Origin of the sequence: Collinsella sp. AF29-7AC (assembly GCF_003475665.1) — a bacterium.
Taxonomy (GTDB): domain Bacteria; phylum Actinomycetota; class Coriobacteriia; order Coriobacteriales; family Coriobacteriaceae; genus Collinsella.
In genome coordinates this window covers 61,413-86,243 of record NZ_QRQX01000006.1, presented here as the reverse complement: position 1 = coordinate 86,243, position 24,831 = coordinate 61,413, and the positions used below count along the sequence as shown (strand labels likewise).

General features: G+C 61.3%; 22 protein-coding genes, 2 tRNA genes and 1 pseudogene. 4 read left to right on the top strand and 21 right to left on the bottom strand.

The genetic code is table 11. The annotated features are described in order from the left end of the window. Window positions 1–52 precede the first annotated feature (52 nt). Both fdhF and DWZ15_RS04050 read right to left on the bottom strand, forming a co-directional pair. Window positions 53–2,275 (bottom strand): formate dehydrogenase subunit alpha, encoded by a 2,223-nt coding sequence (gene fdhF, locus DWZ15_RS10810; RefSeq protein WP_118449535.1) that lies wholly within the window; start codon window positions 2,273–2,275, stop codon window positions 53–55. 76 nt (window positions 2,276–2,351) lie between these two features. Further along, window positions 2,352–2,870 (bottom strand): 4Fe-4S dicluster domain-containing protein, encoded by a 519-nt coding sequence (locus DWZ15_RS04050; protein ID WP_022095206.1) that lies wholly within the window; start codon window positions 2,868–2,870, stop codon window positions 2,352–2,354. Between the two features lie 426 nt (window positions 2,871–3,296). Here DWZ15_RS04050 and DWZ15_RS04045 point away from each other — a divergent pair, with 426 nt between their 5' ends. Both DWZ15_RS04045 and DWZ15_RS04040 read left to right on the top strand, forming a co-directional pair. Continuing rightward, window positions 3,297–3,620: a type II toxin-antitoxin system RelB/DinJ family antitoxin gene (locus DWZ15_RS04045; protein WP_158572492.1), complete on the top strand. Its 324-nt coding sequence runs from the start codon at window positions 3,297–3,299 to the stop codon at window positions 3,618–3,620. After that, entirely contained in the window at window positions 3,613–4,068 is a 456-nt protein-coding gene (locus DWZ15_RS04040; RefSeq protein ID WP_199580025.1) for a PIN domain-containing protein, read from the top strand. Before DWZ15_RS04045 ends, DWZ15_RS04040 begins: the two co-directional genes overlap by 8 nt. A 105-nt stretch (window positions 4,069–4,173) precedes the next feature. On the opposite strand, the gene DWZ15_RS04035 is transcribed toward DWZ15_RS04040, so the two are convergent. The 16 genes from DWZ15_RS04035 to glp form a co-directional block, all read right to left on the bottom strand. Then, window positions 4,174–4,247, bottom strand: a tRNA-Gly gene (locus DWZ15_RS04035). A 6-nt stretch (window positions 4,248–4,253) separates the two neighbouring features. Beyond that, window positions 4,254–4,330, bottom strand: a tRNA-Pro gene (locus tag DWZ15_RS04030). A 91-nt stretch (window positions 4,331–4,421) separates the two neighbouring features. After that, complete coding sequence (gene brnQ / locus DWZ15_RS04025; RefSeq protein ID WP_118449531.1) at window positions 4,422–5,780, bottom strand: branched-chain amino acid transport system II carrier protein; 1,359 nt, start codon at window positions 5,778–5,780, stop codon at window positions 4,422–4,424. 76 nt (window positions 5,781–5,856) lie between these two features. Next, window positions 5,857–6,996 carry an aminotransferase class V-fold PLP-dependent enzyme gene (locus tag DWZ15_RS04020; protein ID WP_118449529.1) on the bottom strand — a complete coding sequence of 380 codons (1,140 nt, stop codon included), beginning with the start codon at window positions 6,994–6,996 and terminating at the stop codon, window positions 5,857–5,859. Further along, window positions 6,993–7,244, bottom strand: coding sequence for a DUF3343 domain-containing protein (locus DWZ15_RS04015; RefSeq protein WP_022095212.1), 252 nt, complete (start codon window positions 7,242–7,244; stop codon window positions 6,993–6,995). Before DWZ15_RS04015 ends, DWZ15_RS04020 begins: the two co-directional genes overlap by 4 nt. Before the next feature lie 19 nt (window positions 7,245–7,263). Then, window positions 7,264–7,890, bottom strand: coding sequence for a sulfurtransferase-like selenium metabolism protein YedF (gene yedF, locus DWZ15_RS04010; RefSeq protein ID WP_118387729.1), 627 nt, complete (start codon window positions 7,888–7,890; stop codon window positions 7,264–7,266). A gap of 61 nt (window positions 7,891–7,951) precedes the next feature. Further along, entirely contained in the window at window positions 7,952–9,001 is a 1,050-nt protein-coding gene (gene selD, locus DWZ15_RS04005; protein ID WP_118449527.1) for a selenide, water dikinase SelD, read from the bottom strand. Beyond that, window positions 8,994–10,211, bottom strand: coding sequence for a glycosyltransferase family 4 protein (locus DWZ15_RS04000; RefSeq protein ID WP_147352311.1), 1,218 nt, complete (start codon window positions 10,209–10,211; stop codon window positions 8,994–8,996). The genes selD and DWZ15_RS04000 overlap by 8 nt, the downstream gene beginning before the upstream one ends. A 14-nt stretch (window positions 10,212–10,225) precedes the next feature. Further along, on the bottom strand, window positions 10,226–10,990 hold the full coding sequence (locus tag DWZ15_RS03995; protein ID WP_118449523.1) for an acyl-CoA dehydratase activase: 765 nt from the start codon (window positions 10,988–10,990) through the stop codon (window positions 10,226–10,228). A 104-nt stretch (window positions 10,991–11,094) separates the two neighbouring features. After that, window positions 11,095–12,258: a double-cubane-cluster-containing anaerobic reductase gene (locus tag DWZ15_RS03990; RefSeq protein ID WP_118449521.1), complete on the bottom strand. Its 1,164-nt coding sequence runs from the start codon at window positions 12,256–12,258 to the stop codon at window positions 11,095–11,097. Window positions 12,259–12,412: 154 nt separating this feature from the next. Then, window positions 12,413–13,696, bottom strand: a complete 1,284-nt coding sequence (locus DWZ15_RS03985) for a double-cubane-cluster-containing anaerobic reductase (RefSeq protein WP_117584066.1) — start codon at window positions 13,694–13,696, stop codon at window positions 12,413–12,415. Between the two features lie 431 nt (window positions 13,697–14,127). Further along, entirely contained in the window at window positions 14,128–15,198 is a 1,071-nt protein-coding gene (locus tag DWZ15_RS03980) for a sulfate/molybdate ABC transporter ATP-binding protein (RefSeq protein ID WP_118449519.1), read from the bottom strand. 3 nt (window positions 15,199–15,201) lie between these two features. Beyond that, window positions 15,202–16,644 carry a molybdate ABC transporter permease subunit gene (modB, locus tag DWZ15_RS03975; RefSeq protein WP_233544630.1) on the bottom strand — a complete coding sequence of 481 codons (1,443 nt, stop codon included), beginning with the start codon at window positions 16,642–16,644 and terminating at the stop codon, window positions 15,202–15,204. Window positions 16,645–16,712: 68 nt separating this feature from the next. After that, complete coding sequence (modA, locus tag DWZ15_RS03970) at window positions 16,713–17,585, bottom strand: molybdate ABC transporter substrate-binding protein (RefSeq protein ID WP_118449515.1); 873 nt, start codon at window positions 17,583–17,585, stop codon at window positions 16,713–16,715. A 204-nt stretch (window positions 17,586–17,789) separates the two neighbouring features. Then, complete coding sequence (locus DWZ15_RS03965; protein WP_118449513.1) at window positions 17,790–18,269, bottom strand: molybdenum cofactor biosynthesis protein B; 480 nt, start codon at window positions 18,267–18,269, stop codon at window positions 17,790–17,792. 10 nt (window positions 18,270–18,279) lie between these two features. Next, window positions 18,280–19,542: a gephyrin-like molybdotransferase Glp gene (gene glp / locus DWZ15_RS03960; RefSeq protein WP_118449511.1), complete on the bottom strand. Its 1,263-nt coding sequence runs from the start codon at window positions 19,540–19,542 to the stop codon at window positions 18,280–18,282. A gap of 211 nt (window positions 19,543–19,753) precedes the next feature. Between glp and DWZ15_RS03955 the strand changes: the two genes are divergently transcribed. Then, window positions 19,754–21,175: a chloride channel protein gene (locus DWZ15_RS03955; protein WP_199580023.1), complete on the top strand. Its 1,422-nt coding sequence runs from the start codon at window positions 19,754–19,756 to the stop codon at window positions 21,173–21,175. Window positions 21,176–21,262: 87 nt separating this feature from the next. Further along, complete coding sequence (locus DWZ15_RS03950; RefSeq protein ID WP_118449509.1) at window positions 21,263–22,225, top strand: diacylglycerol kinase family protein; 963 nt, start codon at window positions 21,263–21,265, stop codon at window positions 22,223–22,225. A gap of 21 nt (window positions 22,226–22,246) precedes the next feature. Here the strand turns inward: DWZ15_RS03950 and DWZ15_RS03945 are convergent. From DWZ15_RS03945 to DWZ15_RS03935, 3 genes and pseudogenes are all read right to left on the bottom strand, one after another. Further along, window positions 22,247–22,555, bottom strand: a pseudogene (locus DWZ15_RS03945) (peptide chain release factor-like protein); the annotation flags it as partial. Window positions 22,556–22,712: 157 nt separating this feature from the next. Next, entirely contained in the window at window positions 22,713–23,291 is a 579-nt protein-coding gene (locus DWZ15_RS03940) for a xanthine phosphoribosyltransferase (RefSeq protein WP_089571612.1), read from the bottom strand. Between the two features lie 157 nt (window positions 23,292–23,448). Beyond that, on the bottom strand, window positions 23,449–24,753 hold the full coding sequence (locus DWZ15_RS03935) for an MFS transporter (protein ID WP_118449507.1): 1,305 nt from the start codon (window positions 24,751–24,753) through the stop codon (window positions 23,449–23,451). Window positions 24,754–24,831: the final 78 nt, after the last annotated feature.

Genomic DNA, 24,831 nt, shown 5'->3' with positions numbered 1-24,831 from the left:
CGGGCTCCCGAACGTACGGGACGCCCGGCCCAAAAAGCCAACGAGAACGGGACTACACGATTTGGTTCACGTGCGTCTCGTCGTCGAACTTGGCGGCGCCAGGCTCAACGTCCTGGGGAGCGGCGGCGTCGACCAGAGCCTGCTTGAGCTCGGTGTACTGGCGCTCGACTTCGCCCTCGGCCCAAACCTGGTCGGCAATGGCGTCGACCTGGCAGGCGGAGAACTTGTCCTCGGGCGTGTGCGAGACCGGGTCGACCTTGTGCATGGTCAGCTCGTTGCACTTGCCGATCCACCACTGGTAGGTCATATAGACCGTGCCCTTGTTGATACGGTCGCTCACGTCGGCGCGGCTGTATACCTGGCCGCGGCGGCTGTGAATCGAGACGATGTCGCCGTTCTTGATGCCGCGCGCCTGGGCGTCCGCGGGATTCATGCGGACAAAGCCGGGCTCGTCGGCAAGCAGCGCCAGCGTCTTGCAGTTGCCGGTCATCGAGCGGCAGCTGTAGTGGCCGACCTCGCGGACGGTGCACAGGATGAGCGGGTACTCATCGTCGGGAAGCTCGGAGGGCGCCTCCCAGTCGTGCGCCATCAGGTTGGCGCGGCCGTCCTTGGTGGTGAACTTGCCACCAGCGAACATGTCGGGCGTACCGTGGTCGTTGACATCGGTGCTCTTGACGGGCCACTGGGCGTAGCCGCCCTCGGGAGCCATCTTCTCGTAGGTCGCGCCCACAAAGTTGGGGCACAGGCTAATGCACTCGTTCCAGATCTGCTCGGTGTTGTCGTAGTGCATGGGATAGCCCATACGCGTGGACAGGTCCGCGAAGATCTCCCAGTCGTGACGGCACTCGCCCTTGGGCGGAACGGCTGCGTCAAAGTGCTGGAAGCTACGGTCGGATGCGGTAAAGACACCCTCGTGCTCGCCCCAAGAGGTGGCGGGCAGGATGACGTCGGCGAGCATGGTCGTCTGCGTCATAAAGATGTCCTGGCAAATGAACAGATCCAGCTCGGAGAGCGTCTTGCGCATACCGGCCGAATCGGGCTCGGTCTGCACCGGGTCCTCGCCGTAGTTGTAGAAGCAGTGCACCTTGCCCTCGTCGACCAGGTGGCCCAGGTCGGTGAGCTTGTAGCCCTCCTCGAGCGGGAGCTTTTCCTCGGGCACGCCCCAAGCCTTGGCAAACTTGGCACGCACTGCGGAGTCGGTGACTTTCTGGTAGCCAGGGTACAGGTTGGGCAGCATGCCCATATCGCAGGAGCCCTGGACGTTATTCTGGCCACGCACGGGCGCGAGGCCGGAGTTGGGTTTGCCGATCTGGCCGGCAACGCAGGCGATGGAGGCGATGGTGTGCACCGTCTTCAGGTTCTGCTTCTGCTGGCATACGCCCATGCCCCAGCCAATGATGGCAGAGGGCTTCGCCGTGGCGTACATCTCGGCAGCTTGGTGGATCAACGCGGGCTCGACACCCGTGATGTCCTGTACGGATTCGGGAGTGTAGTTCTTGATGGTCTCCCACCACTCGTCAAAGCCGTTCGTGTGCTCGGCGACGAATTCCTTGTCGTAGAGGCCATCGTTGACCAGACAGTTGGCAAAGGCGTTGAGGAACGCAACGTTGCAACCGTTCTTGATCGGAAGGTAGAGATCGGCGATACGCGCGGTTTCGATATGGCGCGGGTCGGCGACGATGATCTTGCAACCCTTTTCTTTGGCTCGCACGATACGCCTTGCGACGATGGGGTGCGAATCGGCAGGGTTATAGCCGAAGAGGAAAATGCAGCCCGCATCCTCCATACCGGGGATGGAGCATGACATGCAACCTGAACCAACCGTGTCCATCAGACCGAGGACAGTAGGGCCGTGTCAAGTACGGGCGCAGTTGTCCACGCTGTGGGTGCCGATGCACGCACGCGTAAACTTCTGCATGACGTAGTTCGCCTCATTGCCGCCGCCTCGCGAAGAGCCGGTGGTCATGACAGCGTTAGGACCATATTCGTCAATTATGGCCTGCATCTTAGATGCGGTGAAATCCAGTGCCTCGTCCCAGCTTACGCGCTCAAGATCCGCGCCCTTGGTGCGGCGGATCATCGGGTGCAGTACGCGAGGAGTCAAGATCTTGGTGTCGTTGATGAAGTCGTAGCCACTCATGCCCTTAAGGCACAGCTCGCCCTGATTGGTGATGCCGTTGAGCGGTTCGGTACCCACGACCTGGCCGTTTTGGACCAGGAGGTTAAACTGGCAACCGGCGCCGCAGTACGGGCAGATCACTTTATGCTTCTCCATAACACCCTCCTTCCTTTCTCTGCTACCGATTAATCGGTACGTATTTGACAATCTTTGGGCCTGTATGGCCGCCCGCCTACGCCTCGTTTTCGATGGTGGCGCGGGCACGCTCGGCAGTCAGTTCTGCCAGGCGCTCCTCGTCTACCAGGGTGAGGCCCTTGGTCGGGCACGCCTCGGCACACGCCGGACCGCCGGGACGGTCCACGCACAGGTCGCACTTGAGCACGAAGCTCTTAGTCTGCGAACCCACGCGCACGTCGCCCATCAAGACGGGGACCTGCGTGGTCGCCACGCTCACGGCACCAAAGGGGCAGGCCATGACGCAGCTCTTGCAGCCGATGCAGTTGTCCTCGTTGACGCCGATACGATGGTTCTTTGGATCAAAGAACAAGGCGCCCGTGGGGCAGGCCTTGGCGCACGGAGCATCCTCGCAGTGATGGCACGCCACCGGTGCGGAGATCTCGTACGTACGCGTCACGCGCAGGCGCGGCGCGGCGATGTTGCCGGGGATGTCGTGTGCCTCGATGCACGCTGCCATGCAGGTTTGACACCCAATGCAGCGCGAGGAATCGGCTACGACTCGTTTATTGCCCATGTTGTTCACTCCCTCCTGAATCCCATGCTGGAGAGATCCTGTCGACGTTGCCCCAAGCAGCCCGTGGCCTGGCATCGGCGTATCGAATGCATGCGGCGAAACAGGCACTCGGTAGAATTTCTCCAACGGTATACAAGTTGAATATACGCAGTTGCAGGGGGTAAGCTTGAGCATAGGCCCTGCAATACGGGTGTATTGCAGGAGTTTGGGCTGGTTAGGATTATTCTCAATAGGATATAAAGGCGAGTGTATTACACGCGTACGCTGCAGAGATTTTTACGCGCTCTCGTTTTGGATGTACTACGCTTGTATTCGTGTTAATGGTTATCAACTTGAGTGAAATAAAGTAATCGTTATAAGATGCTCAAGTATCGGCACATGCCGCATTTGACCGACTGTATTGCACGCTCATTAAGGGGGCCAGTGATGTCATCGACTCAAAAACGAGCCATCCTGCAGGTGCGCATTCGCGAGGAAGACAAGCAGCATGCCGAACGTCTCTACGACGCCATGGGCACATCGCTCGCCGAGGCCGTACGTCTATTTGTCGCGCAGAGCATTTTGATGCGCAAGCTCCCCTTTCAGCCGGTCGCCGTGCGCTCAAAGGACGGCACCGCCGCCTATGGATCGCTCAAAGCATATGGGGACCCCAATCGCCGCTCCAAGGAGCGCAATGTCTGGATTGAATACCTTGCTACAGAAAGCGACGATTCGATTTTGGGTCCCGAGGAAGTAGATATCCATGAGTAGCACCATCATCGACGAGACCGTCATCCTACGCTACCTGCTTGACGACGACGAAGTTCTGTCACCGCGCGCCGCCAAGGTCATCGCCACCCGCACCGCTCGTGTCTACCCCGAAATCATCACGCGCGTCGTGGTCACGCTGCGCGACGTCTATAAGGTTCCCCGCGTTGAGATTGCTGCGGCCATGAAAAGGCTGCTCGATGACGTCATGGTCGACGAGCCCACCGTTGTCGCCCTTGCCATCAAACTCTTTGGCAAGACCCATATGGACTTTACCGACTGCCTCCTCGCAACCCGAACCGCCATCTACAACGATGATGTCGTGAGCTTTGGCAAGCCCATCATCCAAGGCATGATCGATTACCGCCGCAAGCGCCAAACCGCCGCCGAAGCCCGCAGCCGCAGCATCGACTCCACCATCGACAAGCTCCGCCACCGCCCCCGCAGCTAACCCCATCCCCTCCTAAGTTGCGGTGCGGGATCGATTTCCGTCACCCGGCACACTTATGAAAATGGCTCTGTTCCCAAAAGGAAGCAGAGCCATTCATCTATCTTGTGGAGCGGGCGACGGGAATCGAACCCGCGTCATCAGCTTGGAAGGCTGGGGTTCTACCATTGAACTACGCCCGCAAGATATGGTCGGGACGACAGGATTTGAACCTGCGACATCCTGCTCCCAAAGCAGGCGCGCTACCAAACTGCGCCACGTCCCGAAGGTGTTGAGCAGCTAAGGTCTAAACCTTGCGTGTCCCAAAGCGAAGGAAATTATAGGGGAGACTCCCCGCCCGTGCAAGCGCAGAAACCCTAGCTCCTCGAATGTGCGACAAACTTGCTGTGGAGCAGACCGATCACAAAGGCAACTACGGCGACCGGCGCCCACGCGGCACCGATGTCTGCCAGCGGCAGCACATCAAACGGTAGCCACGCTCCAGCAAAGAACGCATCGCGGACCGAGGTGATCACGCTCTGCACAGCGACTACGCCGCCGACCCAGACCCACACCTGCGGATGAGCGTCACAAAAGCCGTGCACCAGGCCCATAAGCACCAGCACAATGGCAACGGGGTACAAAGCGTTGAGCATGGGCACCGAGAACATAAGGATCACGTCGAGGCCCACGTTGGAGAGCACGCACGAAAACGCTGCGAACACAAAGGCGAGAACCGCAAAGGGACGGCGCATGGCCTCCTCAGAGGCCTCCGCTCCCCCTTCGACCACATACGTCTCGCAGAAGTAACGCGAGCAGCAGCTGATGAGGCCGATGCACACGTTCATGCAGGCGAGGAAAAAGATCGCAAAGACCACGACCGTGCCGGCAAGCCCAAAATGCATGGAGGCCGAACGGGCGAGGATGGCGGCGCCGTTGGTAGCGTCGGGCATCACGGTGCCGAGCTGCATACCGGCAAGGCCCAAGCCGCAGTAGATGATGGCCATGAGCACGCCGGCGATAACACCGGAACGCGAGATCTCGAAGGCCACGCGCTTGTCATCGGTAACACCCAGCTCGTGGATGGTCTCGGCGATGATGATGCCGAAGGCAAGTGACGCGAGCAGGTCCATGGTCTGATAGCCAGTCAGAAAGCCCTGCACAGCGGCGCCTGCATCGTAAGGGGCCTGCGGCGCGGCAGCCGGTCCCAGCGGCGAGATCACGGCAGCACCCACGACCAGCACGATGAGCGCAATGAGCGCAGGGCCCGTAATGCGGCCGAGCACGCGCGTGATGACGCCTGGACGTAGCGTGAGCGCAAACGCGACGACGAAGAACCCGATGGCAAACACCAGACGTGCCGTGCCGAGCGAAACGCCCTCGGGTAGCAGCGGCACCAGCATTTCGAACGCCGTAGAGCTTGTGCGCGGAATGGCCAGGCACGGACCGATGGCCAGGTAGACCGCCGCAACGAAGAATTCGCCAAACTTAGGATGCACACGCCCGGCCAGCTCTCGGGCCGTGCCAGCGAGCGCGACGGCGATAAATCCCATAACGGGCAGACCGATAGCGGCAATCAAAAAGCCGATCATGGCAACCGGCGTGGCAGAACCTGCCTGCAGCGCCAGCAGCGGCGGAATAATGAGGTTACCGGCGCCAAAGAGCATCGAGAACAGCGCAATGCCGACGGTAACGACATGGTCGGAACGCAGACCGCGCGGGGCGGATGAAGCCATAGGCACACCTTTCGGGTCGAAACAAAAACGGGACGGGCAAAATACCCGTCCCGCAAGTATAAACGGTCCAGCAGCTTTAGCAGGCTAAATTGCGCAGAGCATCGATAGCCGTGTCGACTTCTTCGGTCGTGTTGAAATACCCAAACGAGAAGCGGACGACACCCTGGCGCTCGGTATCTAACGCACGGTGCATGAGCGGAGCGCAATGGGCACCGGGGCGCGTCGCAATCCCCCACCCTTGCATGAGCGCGTCCGAGATCTCGGCCGAGTCGATATCACCCACGTTGAGTGAGACGATCGCCGAGCGCACGGGCTGGTCAAACGCACCGTAGAGCGCAATGCCGGAGATTTCGCGAGCACCGGCGAGGAAGCGCTCTGCAAGCGAGCGCTCATGCGCCGCAATCGCCTCGACCCCGCCTTGCGCCTCGATAAAGTCGAGACCGGCAGAAAGTCCCGCGATGCCGTGGCCGTTGAGCGTGCCCGCCTCAAGACGCGTGGGCCACTCAAGTGGCTGCAGTGGGTCAAAGCTGTGCACGCCCGTGCCGCCCATGGCCCACGGAGACACGTCAATGCCCTCCGCCACGGCCAGGCCGCCGGTGCCTTGGGGTCCCATGAGCCCCTTGTGGCCGGTAAAGCACACAATGTCGAGCCCCATGGCATGCATATCGATACGCGCCGTGCCGGCAGACTGAGAGGCATCGACGATCACCAGCGCACCGGCCGCATGGGCCATGGCCGCCACGCGCGCAATGTCGACCGCGTTGCCGGTCACATTTGAGGCGTGCGTCACCACCACGGCACGCGTACCGGGCGTGACTAGCCGCTCGAGCTCGTCGTAGTCGAGCGCGCCGTTCGCGTCGCAACCCGCATGCTCAACCGTCACACCCTGCTCTGCCGCCAAGCGATTGAGCGGACGTAGCACGGAGTTGTGCTCGAGCACCGTCGTGACCACGCGGTCGCCGGGGCGCACCACGCCACAGATGGCGGTGTTGAGCGCCGCCGTAGAGTTGGGCGTAAAGCACACATGGTCCGCCCTCGGGCAACCTAAAAGGCGCGCGAGCTTGGCACGGCAACCGTGAATCGTACGAGCGGCATCGAGGGCACCCGACGTGGCGCCGCGCCCGGCATTGCCGAGCGAGCACATCGCCTGCGTCACGGCATCGATGACCGTCTGCGGCTTGTGCATGGTCGTCGCCGCGTTATCCAGGTAGATCATCGCACGACCTCCCACATATCAATCACGGTATAGCCCTCGGTGGGAACGCCCGCCGCGGCGAGTTCGCCGCGCAGCAGCTCCTCATCGGCAGGCAACGCTTTCCACGCCAGACCACAGCCGGCAGCGACCTCCCCGGGCACGGGAATCGTTCGCCCGGGAAGGCCGCGCTCGATGCACAGGGACTCGCAGCCCATGGCGGCCGCCGTGGTGGGAAACGTGATGACAAGCGCCGGGCGCTTCTCCCTCATGGCAACTCCAACCAATACGCTACGGGCGCACGACGCGCACGGCCTGCTCCATCTTCTCCACGATCACGTACATGTTGGTGACCTCGCCCACCGCAAGCTGGTCTTTAATGCCATAGTGGTCGAGGCAGGTGCCACAGGTGAGGATTTCGACGCCCTGCTCAGCCAGCCCCTTCAGGTCGTCGAGCACCGGAGAGCCCTCGACGGTGAGCTTGGCTCCGCCGTTGTAGAACAGCATGGTCGCGGGCAGCTCCTCCTGCTGCGTCACGGCAAAGATGAAGGCCTTCATGAGCTTGTGGCCCAGCTCGTCGTCGCCGCGGCCCATGCAGTCGGTGTAGACGGAAATGACGAGCTCGCCCTTGCCGGTGCTGGCACCACAGAAGGCAGCGCCATCCTGCTCGGGATCGGCCACGGCAATGGCGCCAGAGGTCGCCACGGTCACGTGCCACTCAGCGTCAGAAACCTTCTCGACCGAGGCCGTGCAGCCCTTCTCCTGCGCCATCTTGGAGATGTTCTTGACGGCGGTCTCGTTATCGACCGAGGTCACCACGGCACCCTCGCCGTCAAGCTGTTTGAGCGCCTTAAGCGTCTTGACAACGGGCAGCGGGCAGGCATCGCCCATGGCATTGACTTCAATCTTGGTAGACATAGCAAATTCCTTTCGAAAGAGCCGTTCTAGAGAACGGCAAACAGTTACATAAACGTGCGGGCTAGCGAACAACGCGGACGGCAGGACCGCCCGGCTCCGCCTCGCACACGCGCCCGACAACGGCCGCGATGCGCCCCTCGGCATGCAGGCGACGCGCAAGCCCATCCACATCGGCAGCAGGCGCCGCGATGAGCAAACCGCCCGAGGTCTGCGGATCGTACAGCGCATCCAACATGCCCGGCTCCAGGTCCTCGTCGGCAGCCACGCGCGGGCCAAAGAAGTCCTGGTTGCGGTAGGCACCGGCAGGAATAATGCCCAGACGCGCCATATCGAGCACCTGGTCAAAGAGCGGCACCGCCCCCGACGTAAGTTCAATCTGCACGCCCGAGCCCTCGGCCATCTCGCACGCATGCCCGATCAGGCCAAAGCCCGTGATGTCGGTGCAGCCGTGAAGCTCGAGTCCCTCGGCCAGGCGAATCGGGGCCTCGTTGAGGGTACGCATCGAGTCAAACATGGCTGCGGCCTCGTCCTGCTCGATGAGCTCGCCCTTAATGGCCGTGGTGATGATGCCCGAGCCGATCGCCTTGGTCAGCAGCAGAACATCGCCCACGCGTGCGCCGCTGTTGGCGAGCATGCGGTCGAGCGAGACAAAGCCGCTCACGGACAGGCCGTACTTGGGCTCGTCGTCGTTGATGGTATGGCCGCCCGCGATAGAGCAACCGGCCTCGACGCACTTATCGGCACCGCCTGCCAAAATCTTGCCGGCAACCTCAACACCCAGGCAACTGGGTATGCAGAGCAGGTTCATGGCATGGCTCGGCCGCCCGCCCATGGCGTAGATGTCCGACAGCGAGTTGGCCGCGGCAATCTGACCGAACAGAAACGGGTCGTCGACCATCGGCGGGAAGAAGTCGATGGACTGCACGAGACCCAAGTTCTCGCCAACGCGGAAGACGCTCGCATCGTCGGAGGTATCGAACCCCACGAGTAGGTTGTCGTTATGCACATTGGGCAAGTCGCCCAGGACCTGGGCGAGGGCTCCAGGAGCCAACTTAGCGGCTCAACCGCTCGCGGCAGTCATAGACGTGAGCCTCATGGTGTCCTTAGCCATACGAACCCCCTTCCAACAAATCAACGACTTTAAGTATACGCGCCAGGCACGCTTCCCAAGAGGCCGCCGACGGCTCGAACGTCGGAGGCGGCGCCGCAAGCGCCTGCGCGATAGCATCTGCCAGTGCGCGCTCAAACAACGGAAGGTCGGCCGCCACGGGCGTGTCGACATCCGTCATACGCGGCGACGCCACCCACGTCACGGGAGCACCGGGAAGCATCGCCTCCATCCAGGGACGAACGCCGGGCAAATCGGTCGCCACAACTTTGCAGCCGCACGCGAGGGCCTCGATCGTCACGAGCGGCAGACCCTCGTAAAACGAAGGCAGCACAAAGACGTCGGAACTGCGGTAGGCACGCACGAGACCATCGCCATCCAGGCGCCCCGCCAGCGTCACCGGCACATCCGAGGCCGCGGTCAAGCGCTCGATACGCGCGTACTCGGCATCGTCCCCGCGGCCGCCCACAAGTACCAAGCCAGATGGGCGGACGCCATCGTCAATCGGCAATGACACGGCTCGAACCAGCGACTCGACGCCCTTTTTAAAGCAAATCTTACCCACGTACACAAGCGACCCCGGCTGCCTCGCCACGCTTGCGTCGCGGCAGAAGACGCGATGGTCGTAGCCCGTCCCAATCACGTGGATGCGATCGGCATCGACGCCGCACACCAGGCCAATCTGCTCAGCCTGCTCAGCATGGAGCGCAAAGACGGCATCGAGCCGACGAACCGCACTTACGATGCGATCGCGCTCGAGCGCATGCGAACGCAGCTGGCGCAGGTCGGTCGAATGACACACGGCAACAACCGGCACGCCTCGGACGCACTCGCGCGCCAATGCGGTCACCAGATACAGGTGATGGCAGAGCACCAGATCGGGCCGAAACTCAGCCACCGCCCGATCGATTGCAGCAGCAAATGCCCGCTCAAATGCCTTGAGCATCGAAGGCGTCAGATCACGATAGCGTGTGGAGGGATAGGGCATGACATCGGACATGCCACAGATGGGAAACGGCAGCTCGGGCGACTCGAACGGTACGGCAAACACGGCAGCACGCCGGTCCAGCTCGCCTTGGGTATCACCCGGTGCCGCGCCGCAAAGCACGGCGGCGCGATGCCCCGTCTCGATCTGCTCGCGTACGAGCGCGGCAAGGTAGGTGCCGCTGCCAGTGCTATCTGGTTTTTGTGCCGAGATATTGAGGATGCGCATGTCGCGGTACACCCCTAGGCCAAGGCGGCGGCGCGGACAGCCGCGCCGATCGCTCCGGCAAAGCGAGCCTGGGGCGAGGTGGTCACCGGCGACCCCAGTAGCTCGCCCAACCGCTCCACCACGAAGGCGTTCTCGCACAGGCCACCGGTCAGGTAGTACGGGGCGCCCGCGGCCTGCCCGGCCATGGTCGCCACGCGCGAGACCACGCTGTCGATCACGCCACGCGCAATGTTCTCGCGCGGCTCACCGCGTCCGATCAGGCTGATAACCTCGCTTTCGGCAAACACGGTGCACATGCTGGAAATCTTGGTAGGCTCGCCGGTGCGGGCGAGGTCTGCCATCTGCTGCTGGGTAATACCCAAGCGGTCGGCCATGATCTCCAGAAAGCGCCCCGTGCCGGCGGCGCACTTGTCGTTCATGGCGAACTTGACCACGCGGCCGCCCTTGAGTTGGATGACCTTGGTATCCTGGCCGCCCACGTCGATCACCGTGCCCTGCTCGCCAAACAGGCGGACCGCACCGGCACCATGGCAGGTGATCTCGGTCACTACCTTGTTGGCATAGGGCACCGCGACACGGCCGTAGCCAGTCGCGACCACGCGAACATCGTCGCCCGTCACGTCATAGCCGGCTGCAGCGAGCTCACCGCGGAGGCGCTCGGCCGCATCGACCGAGGAGAACCCGGTTGGCTGCACGCACGTCCACGCCACCGAACCCTCCCCATCGACCACAGCAGCCTTAGCCGCCGTAGACCCGATATCGATCCCGATCCCTATCATGGCTCTCTCCAAATCTAAACATCAAAGGTAGCGGCGCGTTCAGGCGCCTTGGCATCCTCCCTCACATGTAACAAAGGGACAGTCCCTTTGTCACATACCGTCACCTACAGGGTTTCGATGAAGGCAGCGATGCGCGTCTCGATCTGGCCCATGTCGCCGTTGCTGTAGTCGGTCTCAATCTTCATGTACGGAATGCCCGCACCCTCGACAGCTTCCTGCATGCGTGCGCTCTCCACGTTAAAGGTATGGCACGCCTGGAGCACGCTCTCCACTACGCCATCGACGTGATACTTCTCGCACATGGCCAGCGTGTTTTCCATACGACCGTCGTTGGGCGTCATGACCGAGCAGTTGATATCCAGGTAGCGGTCGGCGATGGCGCGCAGGATATCGGGAGCCTCCGGGTCGATCATCATGGCCGCCGTGCGCTCGCCCGAGCAGTCGTCCATGCACACGACCACACCGCCGTTGAACTCGATAGTACGGCCGATCTTGTTGATCACGCCGCCCACCGGGCAGCCAGTGATCAGAATGCGCTTGGCATCCGCCGCAACCGGGCGCTCGCCCGCGTCGTAGGTCTCGCGCAGCTTGGCAACCTTTTGCTCCAGCTGCTGCGTATAGGCCTCGATATCAAAGCTGAACGTACCGGCGAACATGGTGCTCATCAGGTCAACGCCGCTCATGGCAGCCGGCTGGTTGGCCTGCAGCGCAAACATCTCGAGCTGGGCCGCACGCAGACGGTTGCGACGACGGACGGCAGCGCGCAGGTCATCGTCGGTAATCGTGATGCCGTAGAAGCCCTCGAGCTCCTCCTTGAGCAGGCGGCACTCCTCGTACCAGCCTTTACGCTCGTAGGCGCGATCGCGACCCTGCGGAAGATGCAGAATGTGCGTGCGCTTGAGCTCGTTGAGCAGTTCGTACATCTTCTTCTTGCCGTCGCAGGTGGTCTCGCCGATGATCATGTCGCTAAAGTACGTAAACGGGCACTTTTGCGAGTAGGCAAAGCCGTACGTCGATTTGATGAGCGGACACAGATTTGCCGGCAGCACCTTCTCGGCCTCGGGAATCACCTCGTCGGATGTACCGCACAAGGCCACACTTGCAGCGCCCGCGGCATCGATAATCTCGAGCGGCGTATAGCTGCACAAATAGCCGACCAGGCGATTACCCGCCTGCTTATAATCCTTGACGCGAATAAACGCCGCCTTGCGTTGCTCGTTGAACTCCTCAAACGTGGACGGCAACGGCTGCTCAATATTTTCCGACATATAACTCCTTAACAAACCTTTTAACCAACCAAGGAAACGGCTTTCCCAGGTGCCCGAGGTTGCCGTGAAAGAGGAGCGTCGCGTACTTTGGTACGCAAGCGACGGTTTGAACAGCAAGATCGGGTGCCTGGGGAAGCCGCCGGAACGAATAGTCCTAAATGGTTTCCAAGAAAGCCTCAATCCTGGTTTGCAGTTGGCCTGCATCCTCGCCGGCGTAGTCGGTCGTGATGTGCATAAATGGAATGCCTGCCTCCTCGGCGGCCTTCTCCACGGCAAACGACTCCATCTCGTAGAGCGTGCAGAACTGCAGGGCCACGTCGACGATGCCGTCGGCGTGCAGGTCCTTGGCCATCTGGACAATGTCCTTCATGCGCTGGTCGTTGGGCGTAAAGACGGCGCAGTTGATCTTAAAGTAGCGCTCGGCGATGGCATCGAGCATCTCGTCAACCGTCTCACCGGACTCGTCGACCAGGTCCTTGTAATAGCGCGAACCCGTGCAGGACTCCTCGCCTACCACAACGCCGCCGGCCTTCTCGATGAGGTTGAACAGCTTCCAGTTGGGCACGGCCATGGGCGTGCCGGTATACAGGATGCGCTTGGTCCCCTTGGGCGCCACGCCCTCGCCGGCCTCGACACGCTGCTCGCACTCAGCCGCCATATCGTTGATGGCCCCGGTCAGACGCGGCGTGTCGTCCATAAAGGCGGCCTGAACGGTCAGCAGGCTGTCGAGACCGCTGATGGGCGCTGGGTCGGCAGCGCGCGTGGCAGCGAGGCGCTGCAGGGCACGGCGCTTCTCATTGACGGCGTGGATGGCGGCTTTCAGACGCTCAGGCGTAATCGTGACGCCGCACTCTTCCTCGATCTTGGCGGCGAGCTTCTTGACCTCGGCCTTCCAGGTCACAAGCGTCGACTCGTCGTGTACGTTGGGAATATCCATGACGTACATGTTCTTTTGCGTGGCAAAGAACTCGTAGGCTTTCTTCTTGCCGTCGCAGGTGTTCTCGCCTACCACCAAGTCACTCGACTCAATGTAGGGGCAGACCTCGCCCAGCTTAAAGCCGGCAAAGCTCTTGATGAGCGGACAAGTGTTGCGCGGCAAGTGCTCCTCGACCTTGTCGGTCGCCCAATCGGCACCCGAGCACAGACCCACGGGGATACCGTCGCAGGCGAGCACAATCTCCTCGGGCACGTAGACGCAGAAGCTGCCCACGATCTTGGTGGCCTCGCCGGCCTCCTTCTTGTCGAGCATCTCCTTAATACGGCCGCTGTGGATGTTGGTGGCGACAAAATCCAGGTAGGACGTGGACTTGGGGCGATTGTTCTGCGTCAGGAACATATCGCCGTACATCTGGCCCACGGCGCCCAGCAGCATGTCGTGGTCGGCAAGATTCATGCCGAGGCTCTCCCACATCGGATGGAAATCAAATTCTTCAGCCATAACGGTTCCCCTCTCGAACCAAAAACGGATAACAGCGGTATCGATGCACGACGGACGGCGATTGCCCGACCGTGCTCAAACCCGGAATTTTAGGGAACCTGCTTTGCGGTCGATTATTTAGTTGTGCGTCGTCTCTCCCGGAGCCGTGAACATACCTGCTCATATGCGGCTCCGAGCCATATATAGGGCACGCGCGGCAACGCGGCGAATGCATGTCGTCTGCGGCATGTGCGCACCCTCCTTTACAAGTTGAGGTCAACTATACCAACGGTCATCGACCATGCGAACACCGTTGACATTCGTACGACAGCGTCGTGTGCCGTCGTTTAATAAATAATTATCTTGATTGATAAGAGTTTGTCATTCCTCATTCGGCGAACGGCAAAAACAAAGCCGCCGAGGCTTATATTCCCCGACGGCATTACCCGGCGCTATCGACAAACCAAATGGATCCTGCTGGCATCAAAATGCATGCGCAGCGTCTCGCCTGCTTGCGGCAGCTCGTCAACAGGCATGCGCACTTTGTTGACCTTCCACTGCAGGCGCGTCGGCGCGTCGGCGCGCGGCACGTCCAGCAGCACCAGGCGCTCAAAACGTGAATCGCTCACGCGGGCCACATGCAGGTCGTAGCTGTTGCGACCCCGCTCAGCACGGTTGTCCACATGGAAGTAGCTCGCACGAATACCCAGGTACGCCACGTTATCGGGAACCTCACGGCCCACGTTGAAGGTCATGCCCCAGTCGAGGGCCTCAACTTCTTCGTCGCCGATCTTGCGCGCGCGGCTCGTATTCTTGCAGCCCGTCAGGCGCAGCGCAGCCAAAGTTTGCGGCCGGCGGACCACGTCCTCGACGGAGCCGATCTCCTCCATATGCCCGTCGTGCATCACACAAATGCGCTCGCACAGACGGCACGCTTCGTCGATGTCGTGGCTCACGTAGAGCACGGTACGGTTGCACACATCGAACAGGTCGAGCATGTTCTGTTCGAGCGCGCTCTTAAGATAGGAATCGAGCGCGCTCATGGGCTCGTCGAACATAAAAATGCCCGGATGCGCCGCCACCATGCGCGCAAGCGCCACGCGTTGCTGCTGACCGCCCGAGAGGCGCGCGGGGTAGCGGTCGGCAAAATCGGCCAGACCGAAAATGCCCAGATAGCGCTCGGCGAGCTTTTTGCGCGCGGCGGCGTCGCCCGCATCCTTAACACCGGCGCATACGTTATCGGCCACCGTCATGTTGGGAAACAGCTGATAGTTCTGGAACAGCAGGGCGCATTTTCGCTCCTGGGGCGACAGGTTGACACCCGCCGCCGAGTCAAAAAAGGTCACGCCGTTAACGACGATCTCGCCCTCGTCGGGTGTCTCCACGCCGGCAATGCAGCGCAACGTGCAGCTCTTGCCGCAACCCGAGGCGCCCAGCAGCGCCACACGCTCCTCGCCGGCATCGAGCTGAATGTCGAGGGTAAAGCCCGGATAGCGCTTTTTGATATCCAGAACGAGCGACATGGCTTATCGACCTCCCTTTGCGACCGCGCCATCGCGCATAAGCTCGGCCAGCGCCTCGCGATCGATACGCAAGGCATCACCGCCCACCGGGTCAAGCGAATCGCCCTGTCCGGCGAGCTCTTTGGCCTGCTTGCGCTCCGCGCGGGACAGGCCGCGCCCGCGGTACTTTTGCGAATGCGCCGTGTACATATTGATGAACAGGATGACCAGGAAACTGAACACGATCACGACGGCGACCCAAAAGAGGGCCACCGACGTGTTGCCGCCCATCCACTCAAAGTAGATGGCGATGGGGATGGTCTGGGTAATGCCGGCGTAGTTGCCCGCAAAGAACAGGGTGCAGCCAAACTCGCCCATGGCACGCGCGAAGGCAAGCACCGCGCCGGCGGCAATCGAAGGCCAGCCAAGCGGCATCATAAGCTTGGTAAAGATGCGACGCTCGGACCATCCCAGGGTTCGTGCGGCGTCGAGCATCTGCGTGTCGAGGCTCTCGAAGGCTCCGAGCGCTGTGCGGTAGACCAGCGGAAACGACACAACGACGGCCGAAATAACCGCCGCGGGCCAGGTAAAGACGATCGAGATGCCGTGCGAGATCAGCCACTGGCCCACCCCGGTCGAGCGGCCAAACAGCATGAGGAGCAGAAAGCCGCAGACCGTGGGCGGCAGCACCATAGGAATCGTAAAAACCGAATCGAGCAGGCCCTTGATGCGACTCGAGGTACCCATAGTCTTCCACGCGGCAAACAAGCCCAGCGCAAAGGAGATCAGCAGGGCAAGGCCGCTCGTTTTAATGGACACCCAAAACGGGCGATAGTCGATGTCGCCCAAAAAGGAAGCCAGAGAGGTCAAGGGCCCCTGCTCATCCCGCAACACGACAGACGATGCCTCTACCATTTGAGCGCTATCAAGCCAACGCGCGCCGCCCTTGGCATCACCCGAGGCCGATGCAATCACCACATAGCGGTCCCCATCCGCACCGTGCTCGTCAAAGCCATAGGTATAACCGCCGGCATCAAAAGTTGTTTCCGCCGTGACATACCAAGGAAGATCAACGTCCCCTAGCTGCGCACCTCCCATGGAGTTTGCGCTGTCGAGCTCGTAGACGAGGGCCTTGAGACCCGATACGCACTCGTTGTCCTGCGAATCCAATCCAAACTTCTCGACCGCCTTGGGCGATATCCACACCACAACGCGATCGGCAGCAGGCACCACTACAAGGTCCACGTCCTCGTCAACGGGAAACCGGTAGCCCTCAGGCTGGCCCTCCATGGCACGAGCGGTCCCCTTGGCCAACCGCTCAAAACCCTCGATCCCATAGGAAAGCCCATGAGCGGTCGCAGCAACCTGGGCCCCGTCCTCAGCGTCCCCAGCAAACGCAAATCCCGGCACCCAGCAAAGCGCGAAGGTCAAAGCACAGGCGACAAGCATGCGGAATCTATTAAGCACGAAAAGCTCCAAGCGAATACAAGGACGAAGTGAAACACAAAACGATGGAATTATCGCGCCAAGCCGCACTACTCGGAAAGCTCAAAGCCGTACTTAGCCCAAATCTTCTGAGCCTTCTTGTTGGTCAGACAGAAGTCGATAAACGCCTTGGCCTCATCGGCGTTCTCGGAGCTCTCGGCAACGGCGCCCGGGTACACGATGGGCTTGTGCGAATCCTCGGGGCACACGAAGGCCTCCTCGATGCCGTCATAGCGGAAGATATCGGAGCTGTAGACAAAACCGGCCACGCAGTCGCCCGTAGAGACGTAAGACGCAGCGGTGCCGACCTTGTCGGCCAGGGCCACCTTGTCGGCAAGCTCGGGTGCATACTCGCCGTCGTCGCCCTCGGTGCCGGTGTAGAGACCCACAGAAGCTAAGGCCTGGTTGGCGTACTTGCCGGCGGGGACGGTCTTGGCGTCGCCGATGGCGATCTTGCCGTCCAGATTCGCGACGTCGGCGATGGCCTCGATCTTGGTGTCGGAGCCCTCAGCACGAATGATCACAAGGTCGTTGACGAACATATCCTCACGGGTGTCGGTGTCGACGAGCTCGGCGGTCTCAGCATCATCCATGGTGCCCTTGGAAGCGGTAATGAGCACATCGACCGTGGCGCCGGCACGCATCTGCTCGACGAGATCGCCGGAGGCCTTAAACTGCGTGTCGGCAAAGGTAGTGCCGGTCTGGTCGGTGTAGAGCTCCTGAACCTCGGGCAGGGCCTTCTCGAGAGAGTTGGCAGCGAAGACCTGAAGCTCGACAGCTTTCTTGGAAGATGCCTTAGCAGAACCGGCATCGGAGCCAGTCGGCTCAGACGTCTTGTTGCCGGAGCAGCCGGCAAGGCCAAGGCCGGCAGCGGCGACAGCAGAGAGCGAGACGAATCCGCGGCGAGAAACCATATCGAACATGTTCAACCCTTTCGAACGGTACACCCGGGCACCTCGCCGCAGGCTTTATTCTGTAATTAGATTATACTTCGGTGCGAATAATGATTCTGAGAAATTATTCTCGTCTGAGAATATAGTTTCAGGCATGCCTACAGAATGCCGTTCCCTTGGGCGCAAATAATAGGCGGAGCAGCCGTTCAGGTCGCCCCGCCGCAGGTAAACCGCTTAGTTGGTATGTCCGCCGCCCGCTGTCATCTGAGCCGCATGCTCCAGCTGATCGCTCACGGCCTCCCAGCTTTCGCGGGCGGCCTTCGTAGAACCGGGAAAGTTTACGACAAGTGTATGACCTCGTTGCATGCAAATAGCGCGCGAGAGCATAGCGCGGTGCGTCTTGGTCATGGAGTACGCACGGATCGCCTCTGCAATACCCGGCACATCGCGGTCGCAGACGGCACGCGTCGCCTCGGGCGTCACATCGCGCATCGAAAGCCCCGTGCCGCCGCAGGTGAGCACGACATTGGCGTGGCACTCATCGGCGGCTTCCACAATGGCATCACCGATCTCGCTGACGTCGTCGCGCACAACCACATGTGAGGCGACCGTCCAGCCCTGCGCCTCGATAAGTTCCTCGAGTGCGGCTCCGGCCTCATCCTGGGCAAGATCGCGCGTGTCCGAACACGTCACGATCGATATCTTCAGCTCCATAGCATTCCTCCTACAACACGGCATCCTCAGGCAGATCGACACGAACGACGCCCACGACGTCGCCCGGCTTGAGCTCACACGGCCCTTCGTCAATACGCAGCAGACAGTTGGCCCGCTGCATCGTGCCGAGCAGCGCCGAATTCTGCGTCTTGGCCTCGGTCACCAACAGCTCACCGGTCTCGGGGTCACGCAAAACCGTGGCGCGATCGAAGAAGCGTCGGTCCTGGCGCTTCTTTACGCCGTGCGTCAATATCGCCTGCTGCACGGGACGCGTACCCTCGGCAAAGCCGCGCATCTTGCGGATCGCGCGGCGGGCGAGCATCTCAAAGCCCACATACGCCGCCGCGGGATTGCCCGAAAGCCCCAAATACGGCTTGCCCCCAAGCAGGCCAAACGTGATGGCTTTGCCGGGACGCATCGAGATGCGGTCGAAGAGCACCTCGCCCTCGCGCCGGACGAGCGCCGTCACATAGTCGTAATCGCCCGCCGAGGCACCGCCGCTCGTAATGACAAAATCGCACTCCTGCACGGCGCGATGCACGAGCTCGGCGATTGCCTGCTCATCATCGGGAGCGATGCCAAAGAACACCGGCTCGGCGCCGGCATCGAGTGCCTCGGCCATCAACGCCGACGAGTTGGAGTCGCGAATCTGCCCGCGCGCCGGCAGCTCACCCGGCGCGACCAGCTCCGTGCCCAGCGAGATAATGCCCACACGCGGCGCAGCATGCACCTTCACGCTCGCATACCCGGCGCTCGCCAGCAGGCCAGCGCCGGCCGGGGCCACAACCTCGCCGGCGTGCATCACAACATCGCCGACATGGGCCTCCTCGGCGGCAGAGCGAACGTTCTCCCCTACCTTGGCAGGCGCCGAGAAGCTCACGTGCGAGCCCTCGTTGCCGTCGCCGTCAAGCACCTCGACGATCTCGTATTTCACCACGGCATCGGCACCTTCGGGTACCGGCGCGCCCGTCATGATGCGGACCGTCTCGCCCACGCCGACCACGCCCTCAAAGACATGGCCCGCGGCCTCGTGTCCGACAACGTCGAGCGTCACCGGCACCTCGCCAGATGCCTGCGCCAAGTCCGCCGAGCGCACGGCATATCCGTCCATAGCGCTGTTGGCAAACGGCGAAATGTCGATATCGGCCACCGCGTCCTCTGCCAAGGGAAGACCGGCGGCCTGCCACACGGGAATCTCGACAACTTCGGTGCGATTCACGTGCGACAAGACGATCGCCTGTGCGTCCTCCAACGGAATGAGTTTCTCAGCCATATGCACCTCTTAATGCCACGGCGCACAACGGGAGCGCCGATTCTTTATGCTTGTCTCAGTATAATCCCCCGACGCACGACCGCGACTCGGCCTGTACCCGCAAATACACCTGTCGGTTGCAAGCCGCGAAACAGAATGGAAACCAACCCACCGGCTCGTCGCGTTTACCGCGTTTTATAATGCTCGTGTTGCAACCCAAAAAGAGGAACGTATGGCTTTTACCGACAAACCCGAAAGCGCAAACGAGGCGCAGGACCATTCCCAGCCGCTCGACGACGGCGGCCTTTTCTCCCTTAACGACGTCATCATGGCAGGCAGGCAACAGCTCACCCGCTCCGAGCATCTCTTGGCTGCCGACACGCGCCGCAACGCCCGCAACCTACTCGCGAGCGCCAAGCTGCTCGTGCTCGTAGTTATCGTCTCGCTCGCCATGGGCGTTGCCGCTTGGGCGTTTTTGGCCTCGCTGAATATCGCGACCGACTATCGCGAGCACCATGAGTGGATTTACGCGCTGCTCCCCGTTGTGGGCGTTGCCACCGCATGGGTGTACAAAAACCACGGCCTCGCCGCCAAGCGTGGCAACAACCTGGTCATCGACTCCGCTCTGGGCACACGCCTCATCCATATGCGCATGGCCGTCCTCACCTTCGTCTGTTCCACGCTCACGCACCTAACGGGCGGATCGGCCGGTCGCGAGGGAGCCGCGGTGCAGATTGGCGGCACCATCGCCAGCAACATCTCGAACCTCGCCCACCTCAAAAAGCATGACCACCACGACCTCATGCTCGCCGGCATCTCGTCGGCCTTTGGAGCCGTATTCGGTTCGCCCCTTGCCGGAGCTTTCTTTGGCATGGAGATGTGCTTTATCGGCAAGATCGACTACACCGCGGGCATCTACTGTCTGGTCGCCTCGTTTACCGGCTACTTTACATCACTCGCCCTGGGTACCGAGTACGAAGTGAATGTCATCGCCAGCGTCCCCGACATGACGCCGCGGACGGTTGCCATCGTTGTTATCAGCGCCATTATCTTTGGTCTCACCGCGCGCCTCTTTGCGTGGTCGGTTCGAACCGTCAAGAACCTGTACGGTCGCTTTATCACCAATTACCTCATTCGCGCACTTATAGGCGCACTCGTGGTTTTGGCCGCCTATGCCCTCCTCGACGCCTGGGACTACGCCGGCCTTTCCACGTGGCTTTCCGGCGCCGGATTTGCAGGCAACACCACCCTGGCGGACGCAGTCATCAAGTTGGTCGTCACAGCGCTTACCCTGGGCGCGGGCTTCCAAGGCGGCGAGGTCACGCCCCTGTTTGGCATCGGTGCGGCACTCGGTGGCTGGATCGGTTGCCTTACTGGGCTCGACCCCAGTTTTCTGGCGGCTCTCGGCATGCTCGGCGTGTTCTGCGCCGGCCTCAACGTGCCCATCACCACCTGCATGATGGCCATCGACCTGTTCCACGGCACGGCCGCCGGGTTCTTTGTCATCGTGGCCTTTATCAGCTACCTAACCGGCGGACACCGCGGCGTGTACCCCGCCCAGCGCATCATCTCACCCAAGCGCCGTTCGCTTATTGTGGATGAGGGCGGTACGGTAGCGGATGCTATCGAGCGCCACAACGACCTGATAGAGTAGACGTTAGTATTCGCCGTGCAGCCACAATCGGGGGCAATTCGACCCGAGCGCGACCGCACCGTCACGTTATACGTCGGGAGTCGCCCCATGCACGCAACTGATTTTGGTCGCACGCTCATCATCGCCAACCCAGCCGCCCAGTCGGGTGCGGCGCGCGAAGTTGCCGAGCGCCTGCAACGCTTTTTGGACATGACTGCACGCGCATCCCAGTTTGACCTGGTGCTGACCGAGCGCATCGGGCACGCCAAGAAGCTGGCCGCACAGGCTCAGGGCTATCGCACCGTTATCGCCCTTGGCGGCGACGGCGTGATTCACGAGGTCGTCAACGGGCTTATGACGCAGGAAGAGACGGTTCGACCGGCGCTTGCCGTCCTGCCCGTAGGCTCCGGCAATGATTTTGCCCAGACCCTCGGTATCGACGATTTCTCCGGCAAAGATTTTGGCGCCCTGCTCACCTGCGAGCTGCAGCACCAGGATATCGGACGCATTCGCTCATGGAATCCCGCAAGCGGAAGCGGCGAGGCTTCGGTGGAGTACAACGACCAGACGCTTTCGGTCGGCATCGATGCCGCCATCGGCCTTGGCACCACCGAGCTGCGCAAAAAGACCGGCTTGACGGGCGCGCCGCTCTACACCCTCTCGGGGCTTGAGCAGTTTGGTCTGCGCTATCGCAACTACCCCATGACAGTCAGCTTTGACGGCGCGCCCGCCGAGCGCGTGCGGGCGATTATCATGGCGATTCAGCTGGGCCCCACCTATGGCTCGGGCTATCGCATCTGCCCCGATGCCGACCCCTGCGACGGCATACTCGATGTCTGCTACGCCTGCGGCCCCGTCCCCCGCGCCGTTGCCCTGCCTATGTTTCTTTCGGCCAAGGACGGCCACCACACCAAGTTGCCGCCGGTTCGTATGCGCCGCTGCCGCCATGCCGAGCTCACCTTCGAGCAGCCCGATTACCCCATCCAGGCCGACGGCGAGCCCATTGTCGCCTCGCACATCGAGGTTGACGTCCTCGGCAGCGCCCTCCAAGTTTGGCACCCCGCCCGCTAGCAAGGCCAGCGGGACAAACGGCTACTCGTCGCTGCCCGGCTTGCGACGGTTGGCCTTTTTAATGGCTTTGAAGTGCTTGTCATTAAGCCTGCGTTGGCGAGAGCGCTGGGGTACCTTGGTCTTTACGCGTCGGCGCGGTGGACGCCCGCGACGCTCAAGCTCAGCGCGCAGCTTACGCAGGCAGCTACTACGGTTTTGGAACTGACTGCGGCTCTCGCGCGCCGTCACGGTAATCCCCGAAGGGATATGTTTCATGCGCACCGCTGAATCCGTTGTGTTCACACCCTGACCACCCGGGCCCGTAGCGCGAAACACCTGCACCTCGCAATCGCGCGCCAACTCTTCGGCCGCCATCGCGGCATAGCGCGCATACTCGCGCCATCCCATCTTGTTCTCATCCATATCAACACCTCCCCTCATACAAAAAAAATGTGACAAAGGGACAGTCCCTTTGTCACATCGCATACCAATCGCTTGTGTTGCGCGCTTAGGCGAAGGTGATCTCGCCGTTCTCGCAGTCCATATCGGCAATGCGAGCCAGGCTCTCAACGCGGAAGCCGCGTTCGCGGAGCTTATCGCCACCACCCTGGAAGCCTTTCTCCACCGCAATGCCAATGCCAGCAACCTCGGCACCCGCGGCCTCACAGATCTTGATAAGACCCTCAAGTGCGCAGCCGTTGGCCAGGAAGTCATCGATGATTAGGACCTTATCGCCCTCGGACAGGAAGCGCTTGCCCACGATGACCGGGTACTCCTTCTGCTTGGTAAAGGAGTAGATGGTCGTGGCATACTGCTCGCCGTCGAGGTTAATGGACTGGGCCTTCTTGGCAAAGACCACCGGCACGCCGCCAAAATGCTGAGCTGCAATGCAGGCCATGCCAATGCCCGAAGCCTCGATCGTCAGGATCTTGTTGATCTCGACGCCCTCGAACAGACGGGCCCACTCAGCGCCCATGTGATCGAACAGCTCAACGTCGCACTGGTGGTTGAGGAAGGCATCAACCTTAAGGACGTTACCGGCCTTTACGATGCCGTCATGGCGAATACGATCCTCAAGCTCCTGCATGGCGCAACCCCTTCTCGCGGCAACGATACCGCGCGATTAATAAACGTTGTTCGATAGTCTACCACGGACCGACCCCCGCCCGTCCCACAAGCCACATCGCACCACAAACCAGTCTTTTTGGGACGGCGCGAATCGTGGCAGACGGCCTCCCAACACGCTAATGGCGGGCGCGCATCTTCACCAAACGCACCATGGCGAGCGCAAAGCCCACAGCGGCCACAGCCATGAGCACGTAGAACACCGAGCGAAAGCCGAATAAGAACACATCCGGACGGCCTGCAACGAAACTGGTCACGGCCTCGCCCATCGCCACACTCATCTGCCCATACAGGATATTCGACGCCACCGTAATACCGAGTGCCATGCCGGCGTAGCGCGCCAAACTGCCCAAGCTGCCAGCAAAACCGAGCGCTTCGCGCGGAGCCGAGCCCATGTACAGGGAGTTATTGGGGCTCTGGAAAATCGACGTGCCGCACGACATAAACGCGACGCAGCACACGATCACGGGGATGGAAGAGTGCTCGTCGAGCGTACTTACCGCAAAGAGACCGCACACGTACACACCCAGGCCGACCGCCGTGGGACCCTCGCAGCCAACACGGTCCGAAACCGTACCCGAAAGCGGCCCGATAAAGGCATTTACCATCGGCAGCGCCAAAAAGAGCAGTCCGGAAATATCGGAGCTAAAGCCATGAGCATCCTGGAAATAGAACGGCAGCACAAACTCAGATGCACCGATGCCGATAAACACAATAAGCATGCATGCCAAGTTAATCGTAAAAGCCGAACTCGCAAAGCAGCGACGCGCGGCCTCCGCCAGCGACATGGGGCGCTCACCGGCCTCCGGCTTAACATGCGGCAGTGTGTAAAGCCCCACGATAAACGAGATGACGCCAATGGGCAGGTTGATGAGGAAGATGCTCTCCCAGGGAAAGCTTGCCACCAGCATGCCGCCCAGCACGGGGCCACACATCATGCCGAGGGCCACGAAAGTCGCGAGGATACCCATGGCACGACCGCGCTCGCGCGCCGGAAACGACTCGGTGATGATACCCATGTTGTTAGCCATGGCCGCCGCGCAACCGACTCCCTGAACAATACGTGCCAGGATAAGAACCTCGAGCGAGGCCGAAAGGCCGCACAGCAGCGAGCCGACCGTAAAGACGATGACGCCCAGTTGGAATACGCCCACCTTGCCGCGCACGTCGCCCAGACGGCCAAACGGCAGCATAGCCACGCATGTCGCAAGCAGATACACCGAGCTCACCAGCTGGATGCGGTCGAGGCCCACGCCCAGCTCCTTTTGCATCACGGGCAGTGCCACGGTCACGACGGTCGAATCCAGACACGCCATAAACGTCATGATGAGCACGGTAAACAGAATCGCCCATTTGTTCTTGCCATGGGTGTCGCCCTCTAGGGCAATGTGCTCGCGGCGCAGCTGCTCTGCGGTTTTCTCCATATCCATCCTTTCGAGTGGCCCAACACAAAAACGGGGCCCCAATCGCCTGCAAACAGCCGCGATTGGGGTCCCGCCTAC

Coding starts and splice junctions, on each gene's coding strand:
- DWZ15_RS04050 (WP_022095206.1), bottom strand. CDS start 2,870: ATGGGCAATAAACGAGTCGTAGCCGATTCCTCGCGCTGCATTGGGTGT.
- DWZ15_RS04045 (WP_158572492.1), top strand. CDS start 3,297: ATGTCATCGACTCAAAAACGAGCCATCCTGCAGGTGCGCATTCGCGAG.
- DWZ15_RS04040 (WP_199580025.1), top strand. CDS start 3,613: ATGAGTAGCACCATCATCGACGAGACCGTCATCCTACGCTACCTGCTT.
- brnQ (WP_118449531.1), bottom strand. CDS start 5,780: ATGGCTTCATCCGCCCCGCGCGGTCTGCGTTCCGACCATGTCGTTACC.
- DWZ15_RS04020 (WP_118449529.1), bottom strand. CDS start 6,996: ATGATCTACCTGGATAACGCGGCGACGACCATGCACAAGCCGCAGACG.
- DWZ15_RS04015 (WP_022095212.1), bottom strand. CDS start 7,244: ATGAGGGAGAAGCGCCCGGCGCTTGTCATCACGTTTCCCACCACGGCG.
- yedF (WP_118387729.1), bottom strand. CDS start 7,890: ATGTCTACCAAGATTGAAGTCAATGCCATGGGCGATGCCTGCCCGCTG.
- DWZ15_RS04000 (WP_147352311.1), bottom strand. CDS start 10,211: ATGCGCATCCTCAATATCTCGGCACAAAAACCAGATAGCACTGGCAGC.
- DWZ15_RS03995 (WP_118449523.1), bottom strand. CDS start 10,990: ATGATAGGGATCGGGATCGATATCGGGTCTACGGCGGCTAAGGCTGCT.
- DWZ15_RS03990 (WP_118449521.1), bottom strand. CDS start 12,258: ATGTCGGAAAATATTGAGCAGCCGTTGCCGTCCACGTTTGAGGAGTTC.
- DWZ15_RS03985 (WP_117584066.1), bottom strand. CDS start 13,696: ATGGCTGAAGAATTTGATTTCCATCCGATGTGGGAGAGCCTCGGCATG.
- DWZ15_RS03980 (WP_118449519.1), bottom strand. CDS start 15,198: ATGTCGCTCGTTCTGGATATCAAAAAGCGCTATCCGGGCTTTACCCTC.
- modA (WP_118449515.1), bottom strand. CDS start 17,585: ATGTTCGATATGGTTTCTCGCCGCGGATTCGTCTCGCTCTCTGCTGTC.
- DWZ15_RS03965 (WP_118449513.1), bottom strand. CDS start 18,269: ATGGAGCTGAAGATATCGATCGTGACGTGTTCGGACACGCGCGATCTT.
- glp (WP_118449511.1), bottom strand. CDS start 19,542: ATGGCTGAGAAACTCATTCCGTTGGAGGACGCACAGGCGATCGTCTTG.
- DWZ15_RS03955 (WP_199580023.1), top strand. CDS start 19,754: ATGGCTTTTACCGACAAACCCGAAAGCGCAAACGAGGCGCAGGACCAT.
- DWZ15_RS03950 (WP_118449509.1), top strand. CDS start 21,263: ATGCACGCAACTGATTTTGGTCGCACGCTCATCATCGCCAACCCAGCC.
- DWZ15_RS03940 (WP_089571612.1), bottom strand. CDS start 23,291: ATGCAGGAGCTTGAGGATCGTATTCGCCATGACGGCATCGTAAAGGCC.
- DWZ15_RS03935 (WP_118449507.1), bottom strand. CDS start 24,753: ATGGAGAAAACCGCAGAGCAGCTGCGCCGCGAGCACATTGCCCTAGAG.